Source organism: Polaribacter reichenbachii (genome assembly GCF_001975665.1).
GTDB classification, from domain to species: Bacteria; Bacteroidota; Bacteroidia; order Flavobacteriales; family Flavobacteriaceae; genus Polaribacter; species Polaribacter reichenbachii.
Genome location: NZ_CP019419.1, coordinates 2,667,333 through 2,690,499 on the forward strand (window position 1 = coordinate 2,667,333; position 23,167 = coordinate 2,690,499).

At 27.5% G+C, this 23,167-nt stretch carries 22 protein-coding genes; 14 read left to right on the plus strand and 8 right to left on the minus strand.

What is annotated here, in order from left to right:
- Nucleotides 1-3 precede the first annotated feature (3 nt).
- On the plus strand, nt 4-1,053 hold the full coding sequence (locus tag BW723_RS11180) for a pentapeptide repeat-containing protein (protein ID WP_068364837.1): 1,050 nt from the start codon (nt 4-6) through the stop codon (nt 1,051-1,053).
- 3 nt (nt 1,054-1,056) lie between these two features.
- On the opposite strand, the gene BW723_RS11185 is transcribed toward BW723_RS11180, so the two are convergent.
- Both BW723_RS11185 and BW723_RS11190 read right to left on the minus strand, forming a co-directional pair.
- Nucleotides 1,057-2,028, minus strand: coding sequence for a hypothetical protein (locus tag BW723_RS11185; protein ID WP_139059147.1), 972 nt, complete (start codon nt 2,026-2,028; stop codon nt 1,057-1,059).
- Between the two features lie 12 nt (nt 2,029-2,040).
- Nucleotides 2,041-3,309, minus strand: a complete 1,269-nt coding sequence (locus tag BW723_RS11190) for an exo-beta-N-acetylmuramidase NamZ family protein (RefSeq protein WP_068364831.1) — start codon at nt 3,307-3,309, stop codon at nt 2,041-2,043.
- Nucleotides 3,310-3,313: 4 nt separating this feature from the next.
- Here BW723_RS11190 and BW723_RS11195 point away from each other — a divergent pair, with 4 nt between their 5' ends.
- The 7 genes from BW723_RS11195 (at nt 3,314) to BW723_RS11225 (ending at nt 14,505) form a co-directional block, all read left to right on the plus strand.
- Nucleotides 3,314-4,549, plus strand: a complete 1,236-nt coding sequence (locus tag BW723_RS11195; RefSeq protein ID WP_068364829.1) for an ABC transporter permease — start codon at nt 3,314-3,316, stop codon at nt 4,547-4,549.
- Nucleotides 4,550-4,663: 114 nt separating this feature from the next.
- Complete coding sequence (locus tag BW723_RS11200; RefSeq protein ID WP_068364826.1) at nt 4,664-6,022, plus strand: pyridoxal-phosphate dependent enzyme; 1,359 nt, start codon at nt 4,664-4,666, stop codon at nt 6,020-6,022.
- A gap of 501 nt (nt 6,023-6,523) precedes the next feature.
- The gene (locus BW723_RS11205) at nt 6,524-7,807 is read left to right on the plus strand and encodes a dipeptidase (RefSeq protein WP_068364822.1); all 1,284 of its coding nucleotides are present in this window, start codon (nt 6,524-6,526) and stop codon (nt 7,805-7,807) included.
- A 258-nt stretch (nt 7,808-8,065) separates the two neighbouring features.
- On the plus strand, nt 8,066-8,842 hold the full coding sequence (locus tag BW723_RS11210; RefSeq protein WP_068364820.1) for a hypothetical protein: 777 nt from the start codon (nt 8,066-8,068) through the stop codon (nt 8,840-8,842).
- Between the two features lies 1 nt (nt 8,843).
- On the plus strand, nt 8,844-11,603 hold the full coding sequence (locus BW723_RS11215) for a TonB-dependent receptor (protein WP_068365246.1): 2,760 nt from the start codon (nt 8,844-8,846) through the stop codon (nt 11,601-11,603).
- Nucleotides 11,604-11,616: 13 nt separating this feature from the next.
- A complete protein-coding gene (locus BW723_RS11220; protein WP_068364817.1) occupies nt 11,617-12,771 on the plus strand; it encodes a DUF4249 domain-containing protein in 1,155 nt (384 codons plus the stop codon).
- A 9-nt stretch (nt 12,772-12,780) separates the two neighbouring features.
- Nucleotides 12,781-14,505 (plus strand): hypothetical protein, encoded by a 1,725-nt coding sequence (locus BW723_RS11225; protein ID WP_083139915.1) that lies wholly within the window; start codon nt 12,781-12,783, stop codon nt 14,503-14,505.
- Here the strand turns inward: BW723_RS11225 and lipA are convergent.
- The 6 genes from lipA to BW723_RS11255 form a co-directional block, all read right to left on the minus strand.
- Nucleotides 14,498-15,367, minus strand: a complete 870-nt coding sequence (lipA, locus tag BW723_RS11230; RefSeq protein ID WP_068364815.1) for a lipoyl synthase — start codon at nt 15,365-15,367, stop codon at nt 14,498-14,500. The genes BW723_RS11225 and lipA overlap by 8 nt on opposite strands.
- A 66-nt stretch (nt 15,368-15,433) precedes the next feature.
- A complete protein-coding gene (locus BW723_RS11235; protein ID WP_139059146.1) occupies nt 15,434-16,090 on the minus strand; it encodes a hypothetical protein in 657 nt (218 codons plus the stop codon).
- Nucleotides 16,091-16,104: 14 nt separating this feature from the next.
- Nucleotides 16,105-17,325: an Nramp family divalent metal transporter gene (locus BW723_RS11240; RefSeq protein ID WP_068364808.1), complete on the minus strand. Its 1,221-nt coding sequence runs from the start codon at nt 17,323-17,325 to the stop codon at nt 16,105-16,107.
- 2 nt (nt 17,326-17,327) lie between these two features.
- The gene (locus BW723_RS11245) at nt 17,328-17,891 is read right to left on the minus strand and encodes an RNA polymerase sigma factor (RefSeq protein WP_068364805.1); all 564 of its coding nucleotides are present in this window, start codon (nt 17,889-17,891) and stop codon (nt 17,328-17,330) included.
- Nucleotides 17,882-18,985: a glycosyltransferase gene (locus BW723_RS11250; protein WP_068364802.1), complete on the minus strand. Its 1,104-nt coding sequence runs from the start codon at nt 18,983-18,985 to the stop codon at nt 17,882-17,884. The genes BW723_RS11245 and BW723_RS11250 overlap by 10 nt, the downstream gene beginning before the upstream one ends.
- 14 nt (nt 18,986-18,999) lie before the next feature.
- On the minus strand, nt 19,000-19,203 hold the full coding sequence (locus BW723_RS11255; protein ID WP_068364799.1) for a membrane or secreted protein: 204 nt from the start codon (nt 19,201-19,203) through the stop codon (nt 19,000-19,002).
- A 130-nt stretch (nt 19,204-19,333) separates the two neighbouring features.
- Here BW723_RS11255 and BW723_RS11260 point away from each other — a divergent pair, with 130 nt between their 5' ends.
- The 6 genes from BW723_RS11260 (at nt 19,334) to BW723_RS11285 (ending at nt 23,167) form a co-directional block, all read left to right on the plus strand.
- Nucleotides 19,334-20,164 carry a mechanosensitive ion channel family protein gene (locus tag BW723_RS11260; protein WP_068364796.1) on the plus strand — a complete coding sequence of 277 codons (831 nt, stop codon included), beginning with the start codon at nt 19,334-19,336 and terminating at the stop codon, nt 20,162-20,164.
- 80 nt (nt 20,165-20,244) lie between these two features.
- On the plus strand, nt 20,245-20,826 hold the full coding sequence (locus BW723_RS11265; RefSeq protein WP_068364793.1) for an RNA polymerase sigma factor: 582 nt from the start codon (nt 20,245-20,247) through the stop codon (nt 20,824-20,826).
- A 104-nt stretch (nt 20,827-20,930) separates the two neighbouring features.
- On the plus strand, nt 20,931-21,248 hold the full coding sequence (locus BW723_RS11270; protein ID WP_068364790.1) for a hypothetical protein: 318 nt from the start codon (nt 20,931-20,933) through the stop codon (nt 21,246-21,248).
- Nucleotides 21,249-21,255: 7 nt separating this feature from the next.
- Entirely contained in the window at nt 21,256-21,765 is a 510-nt protein-coding gene (locus BW723_RS11275; protein ID WP_068364787.1) for a Spy/CpxP family protein refolding chaperone, read from the plus strand.
- 288 nt (nt 21,766-22,053) lie between these two features.
- A complete protein-coding gene (locus BW723_RS11280) occupies nt 22,054-22,338 on the plus strand; it encodes an EF-hand domain-containing protein (RefSeq protein ID WP_068364784.1) in 285 nt (94 codons plus the stop codon).
- A gap of 64 nt (nt 22,339-22,402) precedes the next feature.
- Complete coding sequence (locus BW723_RS11285) at nt 22,403-23,167, plus strand: YHYH protein (RefSeq protein ID WP_068364781.1); 765 nt, start codon at nt 22,403-22,405, stop codon at nt 23,165-23,167.

Below are 23,167 nucleotides of genomic sequence, written 5' to 3' on the forward strand. Positions count from 1 at the left end.
GCAATGTCTGATAAAATTAAAGAGTTAGAAAGAGAAAATTTAATCTTAAAAGAACGTTTAGCAACACTTGAAAATTCAACACCATCAAAAAAGAAAAGATGGCAATTTTTTATAAAGTTTACAGCTACTTTTATCGCTGGGAAAAAATTGAAAACGAGTATTTATAACTCTATACAAGAATTTAACGAGCAAAAAAGAATTTCTCTACAAACTACATCAGATTTAATTGCGAGTATTGTTAAAAGACTAACTAGAATAGGAGTAGTAGCGTTACTTTTTGCATTGTTGCCAACAACTTTAATGATTTACCAAAATAGCTTATTAAAAAAGCAAAACAAAAAAATTCAAGAGCAAACACATTTGGCAGAAGCTTCTAGAAGATCTGCCCAGATGTTTATTATGGGTGATATTTTAAGTGATATTAATACTGAACTCGAAACTAAAAAAGACAAAAAATTATCAAAAACTTTAGTGAGTAGAATTGTTGGTTTAAGTAGAGCAATGAAACCTTATAGATATTTGGTAGATGATAAATTAATTGAAAAATCCATTAGCCCAGAAAGAGGTCAGTTATTAATTACGTTGTTTAAAAGTGACTTAAATCCTGCTTTTTTTGAAGATCAAATATTACAAGAAAGTGATTTTACGCAAGCTGAATTAAAAGGAGCAAACTTGTATAAAGTTATTTTAAGAGCTATTAATTTAAAAAACGCTGATTTATCTGATGCAACTCTAGTAAATATTGATGCAAGAAGAGCAATTTTTGAAAATGCCAACTTAAAAAATGCAGATTTAGGTTATGCAAACCTAAGTGATGCTGTTTTAAGAAATGCAAATCTAACGAAAGCTATTTTATTAAAAACAAAATTAACCAAAGCCGATTTTACAAATGCAATTCTTGATAGTGCTGTAGTCGATAATTTAAATTGGATAAACTATATTAAAGACGACTTACATTTAAAAGGAGCTGAACAGCTTTATAAAAACTACAAAGTAGATAGCGTTTATTCTAAGGTTTTTGATAAAAAAGTGCCAACAGTTTTGAGGAGGTAAGTTTTATTGTAAGTTGATAAATTCCGTTCTAATTTTTTTAGGGTATTTAATCTTAATCTGAAAAACCTTTTCTTTCAAAGAAATGTATTCTTCTATACTCATTTCAGAATTAATTTGAATTAAATAGTTAGTAATTGTTTTAATATCAGATAATTTTTCAAAATCATTTTTGGAGTTTATTATGATGATTTTTGGATTATAATTTTGAATATATTTTTTTCTAGATAATTCATCAGAATATACTGGTTCAATTTTTTCTTTTAAAAATAAATTGATTTGACTTCTCCAAATTTCAAAATCATCTAAAAATCCATTATAATTGTTTTCTTTAAAGTTATGTCCAGTTAAAAGAAAAGCTTTCTTTATGTTAACTGTTGATAGTTTAACGTAACATTTTAAAATATCTTTTAGCTTAATTTTTTCGCCTATATAAATTACAACAACTTCATTAGGTTTATGTCTTTGAAATGCAAATCTTGGAATTAATTCAAAATCGTTCGTCTCTTTATCATTTAACTTTAATTTTAGAGAATCTTTAGAATCTTTAAATAAATGAAAACCACAATTATATTTTGATAGAGAATCTGATGAAATTATATTTTTTGTATAAATGTTTGCTAATTGGTAATCAATAAATTTAGAATCGTAAGAAAAACCATCTAAAAAAAAATATTCATTTGAATCAATTGTAATTGTTGAGTCTTTTGAACTGAAATTAAATTCATAATTAAGAGTGTCTTTTTTAAAATAATAAAATATTTTGCTTCTTGTAATTTTGAATTTTCCCAATGTAGTATAAGTAAACATATCTTCAAAAAAAACGGAATCATTTCTGAAAGTTATATAAGGTAGATTTGAAATGCTTTGATCTTTATCGAGAATAAACCAAGTTCCTTTAAACTCATTAGGATTGAATTTTTCTTTACAAGAAATTAACATAATAATGAAAGTGGAAAATAAAATGAACTTCTTCATAGAGAATAATTTCTAATCATATATCAAATATTGTTCCCTAATTAATTTAAAACCTTCCAAATCTTTTTTCCAAGTTTCTTGAATTTCTTTAGCAGATAATCCTTCTTCTATTTGTTGTTGTAATTTTGTGTTTCCTGCGTGAATGGTAAAAGTATTGCCAAAAAATTTTTCGGTTTTAGGTGTTTTTTGATAAGCATCAATTAGCCATTCTAAATTTATGGAACTTAGTTTTTTAGCATTACTTAAATCTACACCATAACATAATTTACCTTTTTCTTTCGGATATTTTGCTCCAAAGTTAGCTTTAGGAGTATAGTTAAAATCACTTTTTGGAAAAAATGATGCTCCATATCTCTGAAACTGAAACTCTGTTCCTCTACCAGCATTTATAATTGTGCCTTCAAAAAAACCTAAACTTGGGTAGAGGTTTATAGATTTATCATTAGGTAAATTAGGTGAAGGTCTAATAGCTAAACTATATTCGGAATTATGAGTATAATTTTTTAAAGGAATCACTTTTAAATCACATTGAATTCCGTTTTTTAACCATTTTTCGCCATTTATCATTTGTCCATATTCGCCAATTGTCATTCCATAAACTACAGGTACAGGATGTTTACCAACAAAACTAGAATGTTCCATTTCTAAAACAGGACCATCAACATACTGTCCATTTGGGTTGGGTCTGTCTAAAACAATTACAGGAATTCCGGCTTCAGCACAAGCTTCCATAACATAATGTAAAGTAGAAATATACGTGTAAAAACGAGCACCCACATCTTGAATATCAAAAACAACAATATCAATACCACTTAATTGTTGTTGACTCGGTTTTTTACTTTTTCCATGTAAAGAAAGTATTGGTAAACCTGTTTTGTTATCAATTCCGTCTTTTATATGTTCTGCAGCATCTGCTTTGCCACGAAAACCATGTTCAGGAGCAAATACTTTTTTTACATTAATATTATTGTAACTGAATAAATAATCTACTAAATGATGCGTAACTTTTTTAGAACCCATAATATCTGGGGCAACTTCTGTTCTTTGTAAAACAGATAAAACAGAGGTTTGATTGGCAACAATAGCCACATTTTTTCCTTTTAAAAGATCGAGATATAGCCCAGTGTTTTCTGCTCCTGTTTTAATTTCTAATTGTTGTTTTGATTCGGTTTTAATTGCTAATTCAGAATTTTGAACACGTTTAGCGCAAGAAATCAGCTGAAAATTCATCAACAAAAACAAAAATAAATAGGTACTTTTACGAAGTATAAAAAGAATCATCAGTTTGAATTACGAGTTATTTATTGCAAAACGCATTATTGCTGGCAAAAAGTATAAAAATAGTATATCATCACCAATAATAAAAATTGCAATTACAGCAATTGCATTGGGTATAATTATTATGTTGATTGCTGTTGCAACTGGTTTGGGCTTGCAATATAAAATTCGTGATAAAATGGCCGGTTTTAAAGGTCATATTCAAATCGTAAATTACGATAACAATAATTCTGAAGTTTCTACAACTCCTGTTAAAAAAGATGAAGAATTTTATCCAAAGTTTAAAAACATTTCGGGTATAAAAAATATTCAAGTATTTGCCAATAAAGGCGGTATTTTAAGAACTAAAACCGATTTTGAAGGCATTATTTTTAAAGGAGTTTCTACAGATTACGATTGGTCTTTTTTTAAAGAATATTTGGTAGAAGGTGTTGTGCCTAATTTTAATAAGTCAAGAACTAGAGAAGTTTTATTATCAGAAACTGTTGCAAATCGTTTACAATTAAAATTGAACGATACTATTTTAGCTACTTTTTTAAAAACATCAACCAGTAAATTACCAAGTAATAAAAAATATATTATTTCTGGAATTTATAATTCTGGCTTTGCACAATTTGATAAAAGTGTAATGATTGGTGATATTAGAGAGGTGCAAAAAATAAACAAATGGACAGAAAATGAAGTTGGTGGTTTTGAAGTTTTAATTGATGATTTTAATACTATTGATGCAATTGGTGAAGAAATTTACAGAGAAATAGGAGTAACTTTAAATAAGAAAACCATTGTAGAAACTTATCAAAATGTATTTGAATGGATTAAACTTTTTGATAATAATGTTTGGTTTATCATTGCAATTATGATTGTAATTGCAGGTATAAATATGATAACAGCCTTGTTAGTTTTAATTCTAGAACGTGTACAAATGATTGGTATTCTTAAAGCATTAGGTAGTTACGATACTAGTATTAGAAAAATATTTTTATACAATGCATCTTATTTAATTTTAAAAGGACTTTTTTGGGGTAATATTATTGGGTTGTCTATTATTTTTATTCAACATTATTTTAAGGTAATTACACTTAATCCTGAAACATACTATGTAACAACAATGCCAGTTTATATTTCTTTTTCTGCAATTATTTTGCTAAATATTGGTACGTTACTTTTGTGTTTTTTAATGTTGATAATTCCTTCTTTTATCATAACTAAAATTCAACCTTCAAAATCTATTAAATTTGCTTAATTCATAATTTAGGCAAATTTTAAGTTTTAATTTTAAAGAATTAATGTTAATCTCATCTTAAGGATACATAATTCATAAATATTTATTTTAATTTCGCTTTTAGAATTTTATCAAATGAAATACGCCAAAAATATATTAGAAACCATTGGTAATACACCTTTGGTTCAGTTAAATTCAGTTACAAAAGAAATAGATGCTTTGGTTTTAGCTAAAGTAGAAACCTTTAATCCTGGTAATTCTGTAAAAGACAGAATGGCCTTAAAAATGATTGAAGATGCAGAAGCTGATGGACGCTTAAAACCAGGAGGAACAATTATTGAAGGGACTTCTGGAAATACAGGAATGGGTTTAGCGCTAGCTGCAATTGTAAAAGGGTACAAGTGTATTTTTGTAATTTCTGATAAACAATCTAAAGAAAAAATGGATATTTTGCGTGCAGTTGGTGCAGAAGTAATTGTATGTCCAACAAATGTAGAGCCAGAAGACCCACGTTCTTATTACTCAGTTTCTAAACGTTTAGGAGCAGAAACACCTAATTCTTGGTATGTAAATCAATATGATAATCCAAGTAACGCAATTGCCCATTATGAACAAACAGGGCCAGAAATTTGGGAACAAACCGAAGGTAAAATTACTCATTTTGTTGTTGGTGTAGGTACAGGAGGTACAGTTTCTGGAACTGCAAAGTTTTTAAAAGAGCAAAATCCAGACATTAAAATTTGGGGTGTAGATACTTATGGTTCTGTGTTTAAAAAGTATCACGAAACTGGTGTTTTTGATGAAAATGAAATCTACCCATATATTACAGAAGGCATAGGAGAAGATATTTTACCAAAAAATGTAGATTTTTCTTTAATTGATGGTTTTACAAAAGTTACTGATAAAGATGCAGCAGTTTACACTAGAAAAATTGCCAAAGAAGAAGGAATTTTTGTTGGTAATTCTGCTGGTTCTGCTATAAAAGGATTATTACAATTAAAAGAACATTTTACAAAAGATGATGTTGTGGTGGTTTTATTTCACGATCATGGTAGTAGATATGTAGGTAAAATGTTTAATGATGATTGGATGCGTGATCGAGGTTTTTTAGAAGAAGAAATTAAAACTGCAGCAGATTTAATAAACAATCACAAAGAAAGAGTTCTAGTTAGTGCGCAGACAGAAGAGTTGATTTCTCACGCAATAGAAAGAATGAAAGAGTATAAAATATCTCAACTTCCTGTTAAAGATGTAAATGGTTTTGTAGGTTCTGTAGATGAAACAGATTTGCTACATCATTATATTTCTGATAAAAATATTGCAAATAAACCTATAAAAGAAATTATGGGGAAACCTTATCCTATTGTAAAAAAAACGGCTAAGATTGATGAAATATCAAAATTGATATCCAAAGAAAATGAGGCTGTTTTAGTTGATTTAGAAAACGGAAATCATCATATAATTACAAAGTATGATATTATAAGTGCTATATAACTTGGTCTAAAGCTTAAACAGGTGTTTTTTACCACTTGTCGTAATTTATTTGCAAATCGACGAAAAACGAATTTTTAAACTCAATAGCTTTTGTTTATTTGTAGCGGATTTATATAATAGTGCGTTATTAAAAGTTAAGGGGTTTGATAATGCGATTCAATAAAAATCGTTCAAGTTAATCTTGAACGATTTTTTTATTTAATTAACTTTTCTATTTCAGATGTAATATAAAACCTAATTACAACTATTTTAATTTTAGTAAAATTTAAAGAGGTTAAAACTACATTTCATCGAGCAAGTTTGTGTGCTTATCGAAAATGCTTATCTAATACAAATATCATTCGTTTCTTTATGCTGTATTTATTTAAATACAACTAATTATAAGTTGGGGAATTTATAATATGTAACTATCGGAAATCGTCTAAAATTTATTTTAGGCGATTCCTTTTTTAAAGAATTTTATTCAATTGCTGCTAAGTTTGTATATTTATAAGCAAAAAAATGAAACTTTTAAAACTACTACCAATTTTACTACTTGTTATTTCGTGTAAACAAGAAAAAACCAAAACAAATTTATTAGAAAAAGCGCAAGACATTCACAAGCGTGTAATGACTTTAGATACACACGTAGATATTAACGTGTCTAACTTCACAGACTCCATTAATTATACACAAAAATTAAAAAATCAAGTGAATCTTCCTAATATGGAAAAAGGAGGCTTAGATGTTGCTTTTTTTATTGTTTATACTGGTCAAGGAGAGTTAAACGAAGAAGGTTATGCAAAAGCTTATAACAATGCAATTAGTAAATTTACAGCGATTCATAAACTTACCAACGATATTGCTCCAGAAAGAATTTCTTTAGCAGTAAATTCTAATGAAGCTAAAAAGATTTATGCATCTGGTAAAAAAGTTGCTATGATTGGTGTAGAAAATGCATATCCTTTAGGTACAGATATAAAAAGGGTAAAAGAATTTTACGATTTAGGTGCCAGATATATGAGTCTTTCTCACAATGGTCATAGTCAATTATGCGATTCTAATACAGGAGAAGTAGATGATGTATGGCTGCATAATGGAGTTAGTGATTTTGGTAAAGAAGTAATTAAAGAAATGAACAAATGGGGTATTATGATTGATGTGTCTCATCCTTCTAAAAAATCGATGAAAGATATGATTGAATTATCAAAAGCTCCAATTATAGCTTCACATTCATCTGCAAGAGCATTGTGTAATCATAGTAGAAATTTAGATGATGAACAATTAGAATGGTTAAAAAATAATGGAGGAGTTGTGCAAGCTGTTGCCTTTAAGAGTTATGTAAATACCGAAAAAAATGATGCATATTCTGCTGCTATTAAAGATGTAATTACTGCTTTAGGAAAAGAAATTAATTTTGAAATGAAATCTTGGGGAGAGGTTCGAAAAATGGAGACAAAAGATAGACAAGAATATATTGAAAGTTATAGAGAATTATCAAAAAAAGCGAAATCAAAAATTGATATAGAAAATTTTCCACCTGTTGATGTAGCTGATTTTGTAGATCATATTGATTATTTAGTTGATAAAATTGGAATTAATCATGTAGGAATTAGTTCAGATTTTGATGGTGGAGGAGGAGTTGAGGGATGGAATGATGCATCTGAAACATTAAATGTAACCATAGAATTAGTAAAAAGAGGATATTCAGAAAGCCAAATAGAACAACTTTGGAATGGTAATTTGCTAAGAGTTTTAGATGAGGTTGCAGAAGTAGCTAAAAAAATACAAGCTGAAGAGTTGTAAAAATTCACAGATTATAAAACTAAAAACCATCTCTAAGACTAAGAGATGGTTTTTTTTATCAACTAATTCAAATAATTTACACAATGAAAACAATTAACTACTTTGCTTCCATTACCTGTTAATCAAGTTTTATGCCAAAAAATATTTATTGATTTTTTTTGTTAAAACTTTAACCCTTTTGTGTTAAAACTCTAATTAACGATTGTTAAAATTTAAAATCTTGGTTATTTTAATTTTGAATTGGTCTACTTTTAAAAAATGGATAAAAGAAATCTATTCATTTTTCTATTTATTTTGGCTTTACAAGCTAATACAAACAATGTCTTTGCTCAAATAGATATAGGTGCAAAAGACTATTATGTTTGGTTTGATGCTGCAATAGGAAATGGAAATTCAGGTATTTATAATGGAACTATATTTTCAGAAATATATAAGACCAAACCAGATAATCATCGTTTTTTTTTAGATAACACCTACCAATTGGGAAATTTGATTTATGATAATCAAACCTATTACAATATTTATTTAAAATATGATATTCACGATGACCAACTAATCGCAAAATTACCTTATTTAGATAACTTTCTGTTTTTAAGATTGATAAAAGAAAAAATTGATTTTTTCGAATTAAATATTGATGATAAAAATGCGACTTCTAAAAAATATTCATTTTTGAGTAGTAAAGCTAATCCTCTAGTTAATGATGAATCTTTTAAAGGGTTTTATCAAATTTTACTAAAAACAACAACATCAACATTATTAAAAAAGAATTTTAAAGAACGTTCAGAATTTATTGATGAAAATTTAGTGTATACTAAGTTTTCTGATAGAAGTTATTTTGTATTGTTAAAAGACTACAAATATTATTCTATAAATTCTAAGAAAGATATAATTAGAATTTTTCCAGAACAAAAAAGATATATTTCAATTTTTTATAGAAGAAACAGAAAGCTTTTCAAAAAAAATGAAAATGATTTTTACACAAATTTGTTTCAAGATATTCAATTATCAATACATAAAACAGAAATTAAATAAGATGAAAAAATATATATTCTTAATTTTATTTTTCTGGGTTTACCTACTTAATGCACAGCAAAAAAAACAAGAACTTACTTTAAGTTACAAAGATATAACTAGAATAGAAGTAATTAAAAAGATAGAAGAAAAAACATCGTATCGTTTTTATTTTGTAGATGATTGGCTTAAAGACAATACATTAGTTTCAGGAAATTATGTAAATGCTCAATTGTCCGAGATTTTAGATAATCTATTTACAAGCACCCTAATTAATTATTACATACATTCAGAAACTAAGGTAATTTTATCTCTAAACAGTGTTATTCACAATACATTTCCTAATCTTGTTTGGGAAAATAATGAGAAAGAAGAAATTAAAAACAACCCAAAAAGTACACCAATTTTTTACAGTGCAGTTGCAGAGGGTAATTCTTTAAAAACTCAAGTTATTAGAATTGGTAAAGAGTCTAAAAATGCAACTCAAAAAAGATATACATTAAAAGGTTTTGCTAAAAATGTTAGTACAGGTGAGGTTATTCCGAACTTAGTGTTAATGGTTCAAAACTCTAAAATATCTGCTGTTACAAATGATACTGGTTTTTATTCAATTCAATTACCTGTTGGCGTAAATGTTATAGAAGCAACATCTTTAGGATTTTCTAATTTAGAAAAAACGATTATTATTTATAATAATGGAAATTATAATTTTTTGATGAAAGAAAGTTCAGTTCTTTTAGATGAATTAATAATAGAGGCAGGTAGAGATAAAAATGTAAATCAAGCTGTAACTGGTGTTACAAGTATAAAAATACAAAATATAAAAAACATTCCTTTAATTTTAGGCGAAAGAGATATTTTAAAAGTTGCAACAGCTTTACCAGGTATTAAAAAAACAGGAGAAGGCTCTGCAGGTTTTAGTGTAAGAGGAGGTAAAGAAGATCAAAACTTAATTCTTTTAGACAATGCTGTATTATATAATCCATCACATTTTTTCGGAATTTTCTCAGGGATAAACCCTTTTACATCTGGTGATGTAGATATATATAAAGGTTCTATCCCCCCAGAATATGGTGGTAGATTATCTTCTGTGTTTGATATTAAAACAAAAGAAGCAAGTTTTGAAGAATTTAAAGGAGAAGCAGCAATTGGTCCAGTAACAAGTAATTTGGCATTACAAATACCAATTGTAAAAGAAAAATCAAATTTAATAATTGGTGGTAGAGGTACTTATTCTAATTGGCTTTTAAAATCGATAAAAGATGAAAACCTTAGTAAAAGTAGTGCCTCTTTTTTTGATACGAATTTAAAATACACTCATAAAATTAGTAAAAATGACAGATTAGATATTTCTGGTTATTATAGCAATGATTCTTTTAGTATAACTTCAGATTCTCTACAAACTTATTCAAATAGGCTATTCTCTGTTAAATGGAATCATAAATTTGATGAGAAAAATAGTGGTGATTTAATTTTAGCAAATAGTGATTATAAATTCAACTTAGAGTTCGATGAAAATTCTATAAATGATTTTGAACTTGATTATAGAATTAATGAAACTGAGTTAAAGCTTAAGATGAAATATTTGGCTAATGAACAGCATAAATTTGAGTATGGAATCTCTAATAAACTATTTAATGTTTCACCAGGAAATATAAAACCAAAAGGAAACCAATCTATAGTTGCAGTTTTTGATACTCCAAAAGAAAGAGGGGTAGAATCTGCTATTTTTATTTCTGATAATTATAAAATCAATAAAAAACTACAAGCAAACATTGGTTTTAGGTATTCTTTTTTTACAGCTTTAGGGCCATCTACCCAAAATGTATATGATTCAAATTCACCAAAAAATGAGAGTTCTATAATAGATGTTAAAACGTTTGGTAATAATGAGGTTGTAAAAACGTATGGTGGACCAGAAATAAGATCATCTATAAGGTATTCTTTAACACCAAGTTTTTCGGTAAAAGCAGGTTTTAATAATACATATCAATACATCCATACATTATCGAATAATACAACGGCTTCTCCGACTGATACTTGGAGGCTTTCGAATTATAATATAAAACCTCAACAAGCGAATCAATTTTCTTTTGGTTTGTTTAAAAACATCAACGGAAATGAGTATGAAATCAGTTTAGAAAGTTATTATAAAACCAGTAAAAATATTTTAGATTACAAAGTGGGTGCAAGCTTAATGTTGAATCAAAATATTGAATCAGATATTTTACAAGGTAAAGGTAAGGCCTATGGAATTGAGTTTTTGGCAAAGAAAAATAAAGGAAGGTTAAATGGTTGGTTTGGTTATAGTTATTCTAGATCTTATATACAGTTAGATAGCCAATTTAGAGAAGAAAGAGTAAATAATGGAAACTATTTTCCAGCGAATTTCGATAAACCACATGATTTAAATATCGTCGCAAATTATAAGATTACGAAAAGGTATAGTTTTTCTGCAAATTTTGCATATCAAACAGGTAGACCAGTAACGTATCCCATAGGTAGTTTTATGTTAAATGGAGAAGAAAGAGTTTTATATAGTGATAGAAACAAATTTAGAATTCCAGATTATTTTAGATTAGATATTGGTTTTAATGTAGAAGGAAATCATAAAATTAAAAAACCAGGTCATGGTTTCTGGAACGTTTCTGTATATAATGTATTAGGAAGAAATAATCCTTATTCAGTATTTTTTGTAACTGAAGCAGGAGAAATTAAAGCTTATAAGAGTTCGATATTTGCGTTTCCTATTCCAACAATTACGTATAATATTAGTTTCTAAATTAGTGTTAATTATGAAGAAAATAGTTTATTTTATTTCCATAGGTATTCTTCTTGCTATTACAAATAGTTGTATTGAAGAATTTGATGCTGCTACTGAAGAATTTGAAGATGCTTTAGTGGTTGAAGCTACAATTACAAACGAGTTAAAATACCATGAAATATTACTTAGCAGAACTTATAAATTTGAAGATTATGAACCAAATTTAGAGCCTGGAGCAGTAATTAAAATTGAAACCAGCAATAACGAAACTTATAGTTTTAGAGAATCTGGCCTTGGTGTTTATACATCTACACAAATGTTTAAAGCAGAGCCAAATGTTGAGTATACTTTATCTATAAATACTAAGGATGGTAATGAGTATGTTTCTCAAAGTACACAACTTACAAATGTAACTTCTATAGATAATGTTTATGCTTCTAAAACTATTGATGAAGATGGTGTAGAAGGAGTTGGTTTGTATGTAGATAGTTATGATCCATCTAATAACTCTAAATATTATGGTTATGCATTTGAAGAAACTTACAAAGTTGTTGTACCTTATTGGTCTCCAGATGATTTAATTTTAAATTCATCAGGAGGATTTTCTGTGGTGCCAAGATCTCAAGAAGAGCAAACTTGTTATAACACCATAGCATCTAAAGGTAGAATGTTAGTCAATACAAATCTTTTAGAAGAAGATAGAATTTCTGAATTTTTATTAAAATTTATTCCAAGTGATAATATTAGATTAAATACTAGGTATAGTATTTTAGTAAAGCAATACACACAATCGAGAGAATCTTATAATTATCTTAAGGTTTTAGATGAGTTTTCTAGCTCACAAAGTTTGTTATCACAAATTCAACCAGGTTTTTTATCAAGTAATATTTATGAAGTAAATAATTCAAATGAAAAAGTTTTAGGTTTTTTCGAAGTTTCTTCTATTTCAGAAAAAAGAATATTTTTTAATAGAGAAGATGTCTTAGATTCTTTTTATGCTTGGCCATGCACAATTATAGATCCACCAGCTAATGAATTAACAACTATGGTTAGGTTAGATAGAGTAACTCTTGTTTATGAAAAACCAATGGGAGAAGATGGTGGCCCATATGATGTTGTTGCAAGAATTTGCGGAGATTGTACAATGTCAGGCTCTAATATAAAACCAGATTTTTGGGAAGATTAAATTTATAAAATGAAAAAAATAGCACTCTTATTATTCTTAACTTGCTTTTTTTCTAAGAGCTATGCACAACAAAAACCGAAGACTTTTGATATGTTTAAAAACATACCACAAGAAAACATTTTTGTGCATTATAATACTACTTTTTTGCTTTCAGGAGAGCAATTGTTGTATAAAGTATATTGTTTAAATGCCAAAACTAATCAACTGACTAACCTAAGTAAAGTTGCTTATGTAGCTTTAATTGACCAAAATTATAAAATACATTTTAAGCATAAAATTTTATTAAACTCAGGCATAGGGCAAGGAGATTTTTTTATACCAGCTTCTATAAATTCTGGTAATTATAAAATTATAGCTTACACCAAATGGATGAAAAATGGAGGAGAAGATAATTTTTTTCAAGGAGATATTGCTATTCTAAATCCATTTGCAGACAATTCTAAATTTTTAAATAAAGAAAAAGAAGTAGCACAAACTGTAGATAAAAATGAAATAATTAATAATAAGACAAATGCTATAAATCTTAAGATAAATAAAACCATATTTACAAACAGAGAAAAAGTTACATTAAATGTAAATGCAGATAATCTAAATCAAATTGCAGGTAATTACTCAATTTCTGTACGCAAAGTAAATCAATTTAATGTTCCTAAAAAAAAGAGTAGTAGTACTTATTTATCTTTATATCAAAAGAAAAAATTAGGTAATAAAACAGCACAACTAGTACAATTTCCAGAATTTAGAGGAGAGTTAATATCTGGTAAAGTAATTCACAAAGATTCAAAAAAAGCAATACCTTCTGTAAATGTTTCTATTGCAATACCTGGAAAAGAATATGTTTTTAAAGTTTCTAAAACAGACGATAAAGGGATTTTTTATTTCATTATTGATAAAACTTACAACTCATCAAAAGCTACAATAGAAATTGATGATGAAAACCGAGAAGATTATCAAATTATAATGAATAAAGATGATGTTGTAAACTTTAAAACTTTAAAATTTAAAGATTTTAGCTTATCAGAAGAAGTAAAGAAAAATATAGAACAAAGAAGTATTTATAATCAAATTGAAAATGCTTACAACGTAAAAAAACAAGATTCAATAAAGAAGTATGTAAATAAAGAAAAGTTTTTTGGTTCAAATGTGTACACTTATTATTTAGATGATTATACTAGATTCCCTACTTTAAAAGAAACTTTAACTGAAATTACAGAGCATCTATATTATTCAAAAAAAGGAGATCAATATTCTATAAAAGTATTGGGTGTAGATTTTTTCTATAGAAATAACAAGCCATTATTACTTATAGAAGGTTTACAAATTTTAAATCATAATGATATTATTGATTTAAAAACCAGGCAAGTAGAGAAAATAATTGTTTTAAAAGACAATTATGTTTATGGTACTAAACTTTATAATGGTGTAATTATTCTTGAAACCTTTAAAGGAGATTATACAAATTTAGTGAGTAAAGACTATCAAAAAAATATAGAATTATTTAAGCCTTTGGTGCCTAAAAAGTATTTTACTCAAAAATATGATACTAATAAACAAGAAAGAATTCCAGATTTTAGAGCACAATTATTTTGGCAACTAGATTGTAAATTATCAAAAGAATCAAATACTTTTGATTTTTATACCTCTGATAATTTAGGCGTTTACGAAATTAATTTAGAAGGTTTTACCAATGACGGCAAACCTATATCAATTAAGACAACTTTTGAGGTTAAATAGCGTGTTTGTGTGCTTTATAAGAAGATCTTACTAAAGCACCACTTTCTACATACATAAAACCCATTTCTAAACCAATAGTTTCGTATTTTTTAAACTGTTCTGGAGTAATAAAATTATTTACAGGTAAATGTTTTTTTGTAGGTTGTAAATATTGACCAATGGTTATAATATCACAATTTACATCACGTAAATCTTTCATTGTTTGTATTACTTCTTCTTCAGTTTCACCTAAACCTAACATTAAGCCAGTTTTGGTACGCATTCCGTTTTCTTTTAAGTATTTTAAAACACCTAAACTTCTATCGTATTTTGCCTGAATTCTAACTTCACGAGTTAATCTTCTAACAGTTTCCATGTTATGAGAAACTACTTCAGGAGCAACTTCTATAATTCTATCTATTTGTTTAGTGTTACCTTGAAAATCAGGAATTAAAGTTTCTAAAGTTGTGTTAGGGTTTGCTCTACGAATTGCATCTACAGTTTCTGCCCAAATAATAGAACCACCATCTTTTAAATCGTCTCTATCTACAGATGTAATTACCGCGTGTTTAATGCTCATAATTTTTATAGAACGAGCCACTTTTTCTGGTTCATCCCATTCTACAGTTTCTGGTCTACCTGTTTTTACACCACAAAAACCACAAGAACGTGTACAAATATTACCTAAAATCATAAATGTAGCAGTACCTTCTCCCCAACATTCACCCATATTTGGGCAACTACCACTTGTACAAATTGTATTTAATTTATACTTATCAACTAAACCTCTTAATTCAGTATATTTTTTACCCACAGGTAATTTTACACGTAACCATTTTGGTTTTTTAGGTCTTTCAGGAAGTACTACAGATTCTACAGCCATTATCAATCTTATTTAAAGTGCAAATTTACGAAGAAAAGATTAAGAAGGTAATACAACTCTTAAGAATTAATTAAGGCGTTTTTTTCTTTTTGATAAAATGCTTAAAATGAATGACAAAAAAAGAATAGGAAATAATACTAATGGTATTTTTTTAAGAATAGTGTTTGTTTTATTCGGATATTGTTTTAATCCGTTTGTATCATCAAAATGAATATTATTAAAGAATTCGTCTTTATCTACTTCTTTTAATCCACTAATATCAGTATAAGAAAAAATATAAAAATTTTTATTTACATAAATTAAGATCATTTGCTGAACCAGAACATTATTCTTATCAGTAAAATTAACTTTATAGCCAGTAAGATTTTGAAGTTTAAAAGCATTAAAATCATCCATTTTGTATTCAGAAACTTCTTCAAAAGTCCAAATGAGATCTAAATAAAAAGTTTTTAGACTTTCGTAATTATAAGGTAAAGTTGGCATTTCTTCATCAGCATAAGTTGCATCAAAATAAAATTTTTGAGCTACAAAACTTGATGAATCATTACTTGAATATATTTCATAATATCGTTTATTATCAATAATGGAATCAATTTCATAAACATCAAAAGGTAAGTCTAAATAAACAATAGAATCTAAATCATAGGTCTGCCACTCTTTAGTTTGAGAGTTAGATTTTAGGAATAAAAAAAGTAGAAAAAAAGTAAGTAATATAACTTTCATAAACTTTGAAGCAATTAAATACTTGTTAAAAACCAAATGCTAAATCCGATTAAAAAAACAATACCAACAATACTTAAAATTCTAATAAATATTTTTGGTTGATGTTCTTTAGGAGTGTGTTTTCCTGTAATCAATAAAAAATTCATAATTGCATAAAAGGGAGCTGTTAAAAACGATAAAATTGTGGCTATTTTTATCAAGCTTCCCATATTTGCTAAAAAGTATTGTAAGATGATTATAGTACCAATAAAAAGAAAGAAAATCCAAAACCAATACCCAAATTTAAATTTTTTATCAAACAATAATTTAGAGCTTCTGTTCATTGCTCTTGGTGATGCATCTAAAGTAGTTAATGTTGTGCTAAACATTGTTGTAAATGCAGCTAAAGCAATAAAAACATAAGAAAAATCACCTAAATTTTTAGTGTATAAATTTATTAACTGACTTGCAAATTCTACACCTTTGTTAGAAAAAGTTTCGCCAGATTTATACATAACAAGTGTTCCTAAAAGTACAAAGCAAACCCCTAAAATAAGTGTGCCAATATAACCTACATTAAAATCGAAAATGGCGTCTTTAGGTTTTATTTTGGTTAGGGTGTTTTTACTTTTTTCTACAGACCAAATGGAGTGCCAGATAGAAATATCTAAAGAAGTTGGCATCCAACCTAAAAAAGCAATCATAAAAGTAATTTCTACAGATCCAGAGGGTAAAATTTGAATAACATCAAAAGCTTCTGTAGAGCTAAATAATGCCACAGCAACTGCAGCAACAGTACTTATGGTTAGCGTAATAATAATGTATTTCATTAAATTATCTAACAACTTATACTTTCCAATTAGTAAAATTACAATGCTAATAGCCATTAAAATTGCAGACCAAATGACTAAGTTATTGGTAAAACCGAAAATTTTAGAAGCCAAACCTGCTGTAACAATTGTAACTGCTGCTTGAATGGTAAACATAGTAGCAAAATTCAAAATATAATAGATGGCTAAAACACCTTTACCTAATTTACGGTAACCATCTAATAAAGTTTCACCAGTTGCTGCTGCATAACGTGGACCAAATTGAAAAAATGGATATTTTATAATATGAATTAATAATAAAGCCCAAAGTAAACCAAAACCAAATTCTGCACCTGCTTTAGTAGATTGTACCAAATGAGATACTCCAATTGCTGCACCAGCAAATAATAAACCTGGTCCTAAAGATTGTAAGAATGATTTTTTCATTTTTATTTTCTTTCAATAATCTCTGCCAATAATTTTTTTGCACGTAATAATTTTACTTTTACGTTGTTCATTGGTTCGTTAATTTGAGTAGATATTTCTTTATAACTCAGCTCTTGAAAATAACGTAACTGTATTACTTGTTGGTATTTTGGCTTTAGTTGTTTTATATCTCTTAAAAGCTTTGCTAAATTCTGTTCTCTTATTATTTTGTCTTCTGGAGTAGGATTTTCATCAACCACCAAATACACTTTTTCTTCTTGTTCTATAGTAGTTTCTGTATAGATAGATGATTTTTTCTTACGAAGTAAATCAATATGAACATTTTTAGAAATGGCAATTAACCAAGTTTTAAAAACATATTTGTCATCAAAAGTATGTATTTTATCGAAAGCTTTAGAAAAAGTTTGTATGGCAATATCTTCTGCATCATTTTCGCTTTTTGTTCTTTTTAGTTGATAACTATATACATCTCCCCAAAAAGAATCTAGCAAAAAACGAAATGCAGATTGATTTCCTTCTTTTGCTTTTAAAATATTTAATGAAATTTTATTGTCGTTTATTTCCAATGATTTGGTTTTGAAATCAAATTAGCACTAAATATACTAATTTGAATCAATAATAAACCGATTTCTAAAAATGGTAATAGAAAAATGATGTAAGGTTCTTTTAATTTTTTAGCTGATACACCAATTACAATAAATTGTACTATAAAATAAGTAAGTACAATTGGTAACATTATTTGCCAAGAATAGTAGAAAAATAAGATTGTTCCTAAAACATAAAATATAAGCTTAGAAAAATTAAAAAAGTTCAATAAAAAACGATTTTTAAATTTATACTGTTTTTGAATTGTATTTTTAATTCTTAATTTTTGAAACCATTTACCAAACGAATAAGTAACATTAGATTCTATAAAACAATTTTGAGAAATCGTAAAAGCAGTATTATTTGGTGTAGATGCATCCTTTATAAATAGATCGCCATTATCATTTTTTATTTTTAAGTGATTTATAAAACCTTTTACTTTAAAGAACTCACTTTTTTTGTAGGCTAAATTATCACCAAAAGCCATAAAAGGAGCACCTAATTTGGTAAAAGAAAAACACTGAATAGCACTTAATAAGTTTTCGAAACGGATAAAGAAATTTAGTAAAGAACTTTTATTGGCGTATTTACTGTATCCTAAAACTATAGATTTCTTAGGCGTAAATTCTTTACTCATTTCTGCAATCCAAGTATCAGAAGTTGGTTTACAATTGGCTTCAGAAAATAATAAATGCTCGTATTTGGCAGCTTTAATACCTAAAGTTAAGGCATATTTTTTGTTGCCCCAAAACGCCTCATTATTTTCAATATCTAAAATTTTAATGTTTTCATTTTCTTTTTTAAAAGTTTCAATTACTTCAGCAGTATTGTCTGATGATGCATTATTTAATAAAAGAATTTCTAACTTCGAATATTTTTGAGAAAGAATAAAAGGTAAATTTTCTTGTAACTCTTTGGCACAATTTTTTGCAAAAATAATTACAGAAACAGGATCTTGTTCCGTAAGTTTTTTTCTATTTTTTTTAGCAGAAAGAAAGTTAGAAAAAACGAGGTAGTAAATGACTTGTATAGCTGTAAAAACTACAAATGTGTAGAAAACTACAGATATAATCATTGTAATATTAGTAATTAATTATGCTGTGGTTCTGCACAAGAATCAAACTGGTCTGGTGTTTTACCACAAAACCCACAAGCTTCACCACTTTCATTTAACATAGGGTTTTGACTAGCACAAGTACCAGCAAATTCACCATCTTTTTTTGCCCAAATTTTAATAGCAATTCCTGCAACACCAAGAGCCAATAATCCTAAAGTAAGCAATAGTAATTTCATAAATAATAATTCTTATGCAAAGATACATATTCTAATTTTTATGCTAAAAATTCTATTGCAAAAATATTACGTTCGTGACTTTTTAAATTTTATAGTGTCGAAAAAGTATAACTAATTAAAATCAAAAAAAATGGAAACATTCACAGAATCATTAAAAAACTTTTACAATACAATTTCGGCAGGTTTAGGAAACTGGGGTTTACAATTAATTGGTGCAGTTGCAGCTTTAATAATTGGACTTTGGGTTATTAGAATGATAATGAATGGAATTTCCAAAATTTTTGAAAAAAGAACAATAGACGAAACTTTACAACCATTTTTATTAACCACTTTAGGTTTTATTTTAAAATTATTATTAATTATTTCAATAGCAGGTATTGTAGGTTTACCAATGGCTTCTTTTGCAGCATTATTGGCAGGTGTAGGTTTAGCAATTGGAGCTGCATTTAATGGTTCTTTAGGTCATATTGCATCTGGTGTAATGCTTTTAATTTTTAGACCTTTTAAAGTAGGCGATTTAATAAAAACCAATGGTGCTTTTGGTTTTGTAAAAGAAATATCAGTTTTTGTAACTGTAATAGAAACCTTTCAGAACGAAACAGAAATAATTCCGAATTCAGCAATTACAGCAAATAAAATTACAAACCTTACTAAAATTGGTAATTTAAGAATAGATATGCCTTTTGCAATTCGTTATGGTGCAGATATTTCAAAAGCCAAAGAAATTGTAATGAATATTCTTAAAAACGATGCTAATGTTTTAAACGATGGCAATGTAGCACCAAGAGTTGCCGTTAATAATTTAGGAGAAAACAGTGTAGAACTTTTGGCTTTACCTTATGTAGATTGTAATAATTATTGGGATGTTTTTTGGGACACAAGACAAAAAATTGTTGAGGCTTTAAGTAATGCAGGCTATGAGGCTCCTTTACCACAAAGAGTTGTTACAATGACTAAATAATTCGAAACAAAAATAAATTTAAAAAGACTGTTCTATTGAGCAGTCTTTTTTTGTATGTTTACTTTTTTTGACAATAAAATTTGAACGAACAAAACTTTATAAATAATTTAAAACAAGGAAAACAATCTGCTTTTAGTCAGCTTTTAGATGATTATCAACAGAAAGTTTTTAGCACTTGTATTTCTTTTATACCTAATAAAGAAGATGCAGAAGATGTTGCACAAGAAGTCTTTTTAGAAGTTTTTAAATCGATAAATAAGTTTAAAGGCGATTCTAAACTCTCTACTTGGATTTATAGAATTGCAACCAATAAATGTCTGGAATTCATCAGAAAAAAAAATACCAAAAAACGATTTGCTTTTATGCAATCTATTATGGGTAATGAAATGCCATTAGATAAAACAAGTTATTTTACTGAGTTTAATCACCCAGGAATTTTATTAGAAAATAAAGAAAAATCTGCCACAATTTTTAAGGCGATAAATACCTTGCCAGATTCGCAAAAAGTGGTATTTACTTTAGCTAAGATTGATGGTAAAAGTTATCAAGAAATAGTAGAAATTACAGGTAAAAGTTTATCATCTGTAGAATCTATAATGTTTAGAGCAAAAAAAGCATTAAAAGAAAAATTAGCAATTGTTTATAAAAATGAATCATATTAAGTTGTTAAAAATTAAATAAATAGAATATTTTTATAAAGAGCGCAAGTTTTTATAAGATAAAGCATCTAAATAATTGTAAAATTATTTTATCAAAAAGAATAAAGATGAAATCTAAGAAAGAAATAGAAAATAATATTGATGATACTTTTAAGATATTAGACAATATAGAAGAGGTGAAAGTAAATCACTTTTTTAAACATAAGGTTTTGCAACAATTAGAAAACATAAAAGAAGAAAAATCAAAAATATTGGGTTGGTTTTCTCCTCAGTTACAAATGGCAACTTTAGGTTTGGTTTTATTATTAAATGTTGGTGCATTATTTTATGCATATTCATCTCAAGAAGTAAGTAATACTGTAACTTTAGAGAGTTTTGCACAAGAATATTCTTTGCAATCTGAAACGAATTCCATTTTAAATTAAGACAAAAATGAAATCAAAATTACTTCCAATATTATTAGTGGTACTCATTCTTTTAAATGGTGTTTTAATTTTTATGTTGATAAAAAAGCCACATTTAAACAGAAAAAATAATGCAGAAAGAGGTTTTTTAATAGAACAATTACAGTTTTCTGAAGAGCAACAAGAAAAGTTTAAAAGCCTAGATAACATCCACAGAAAAAAAATGTTAAATTTTGATCAAAGAATTAGAAAACAAAAAGATATTTTATTCAATTCTTTTGCTGATGAAACTAAAAATATTGATTCTCTAGCGACTGTTGCAGGTAATCTAGAAATAAAAAAAGAGTTAGAAGTATTTCATTTCTTTAAATCTGTCAGAAAAATTTGTACATCAGAACAACAAAAAAAGTTTGACGTAATTATAAATAATGCCATAAAAGGAAATAATTCTAGACCACCTGTAAACGGTGAAAATCATCTACCAAGAAGAGAAGGTATGCCTCCAAGAGGAGAAGGAATGCCTCCTCCTCCAGGATAATTAGTTTGTGATCTGTTATAAATTTAGTTTCATATAAAATTTTATAATCATATAAACTCATTTCTTTCTATAAACTCATTTAACCTATATCATTTTAAATATGATGTAGGTTTTTTTTTTTTTTTTTGTTTCAAACAATTGTCAATTAGTGTTTTGTGTTGTTTTTGTGGGTGTTTTTATCATTCTATAAATCATCATTAATTTTTTATTTTGTTAAACTTAAGTTAATGACAACAAGTTTTATAAAGCAACAGCATCTTAATACACATAACATTTAAAAATATAAAAATGAAAAAATCAATTTTAACAGTAGCAGTAATTTTATTAAGTTTTACAGCAGTATCTGCACAAGAAAATAATGATGAAAAAAGAAGAGAAGGACCACCATCTGTAGAACAATTAATTAAAGAATTAGATAAAGATGAAGATGGAAAAATTTCTAAAAAAGAAGCAAAGGGACCAATAAAAAAAGATTTTAAAAAGATCGATACAGACGAAGATGGTTTTTTAACTAAAGAAGAGTTAGAAAAAGCACCAAAACCAAAAAGAAGAGAAAGACCAGAAAATAAATAATTTTAGCACAAGTTTTTTAGAATTAACGCATCTAATTATTTAAATACTAATTAAATCAATCAAAATGAAAACCAAAATTATTAAAACCACTTTACTTTTAGCAATGTATTTTACAGCTTTTGTTTCTTGTAATTCTAGCGAAGATGCAGAAGTAGAAACAGAACCAGAAGTAACAGATGATGTTGTAACAGAATTGCACCCAGCCTTTGCAGCTTTTAACACAGATGCTACAGATATTTATTTATCTGGTAATGGAACAACAGTTACTATAGAAACAACAGGTTTACCAAATCACGAAACCATTTACTGGGGAGAAGGTAATACTTTGTACAGAGATGAGCCAGGTGTAGCAACTACCCCATCTATTATGTCTAGTAATAACAATTCAGCAACAATTACTGTAGATGCAACACCAGAATTAACAGGTAATAGTAGATCTACAGATTTTGATACAATTGGTATAGCAGTTAGTGGAGCATCTATTTTTAACGATCAAGAAGGTGGTGGAGCTTTAGATGCAGCAGCAGCAAGTTTAGATTGGACTGGTGCTCATATTGGTCCTGGGGTTTACCACTATCATTTAGAACCAAAAGCTTTTTCTGATGATGATGAAAACTTAGTTGGTGTACTTTTAGATGGTGTTTTTCTTTATGGTAGAAAATGTAACTCAACTGGTACATATCCTGTAGATTTAGATACTTCTGGTGGACATACATCAGCAACTCAATATACTGCTGGCGAGCAAGAATATCATTATCATATTATTAATGAATTATATTCTACAACAGGCTCTTATATAGCCTTTGCAGGTCCTTATCAAGGTTATTAA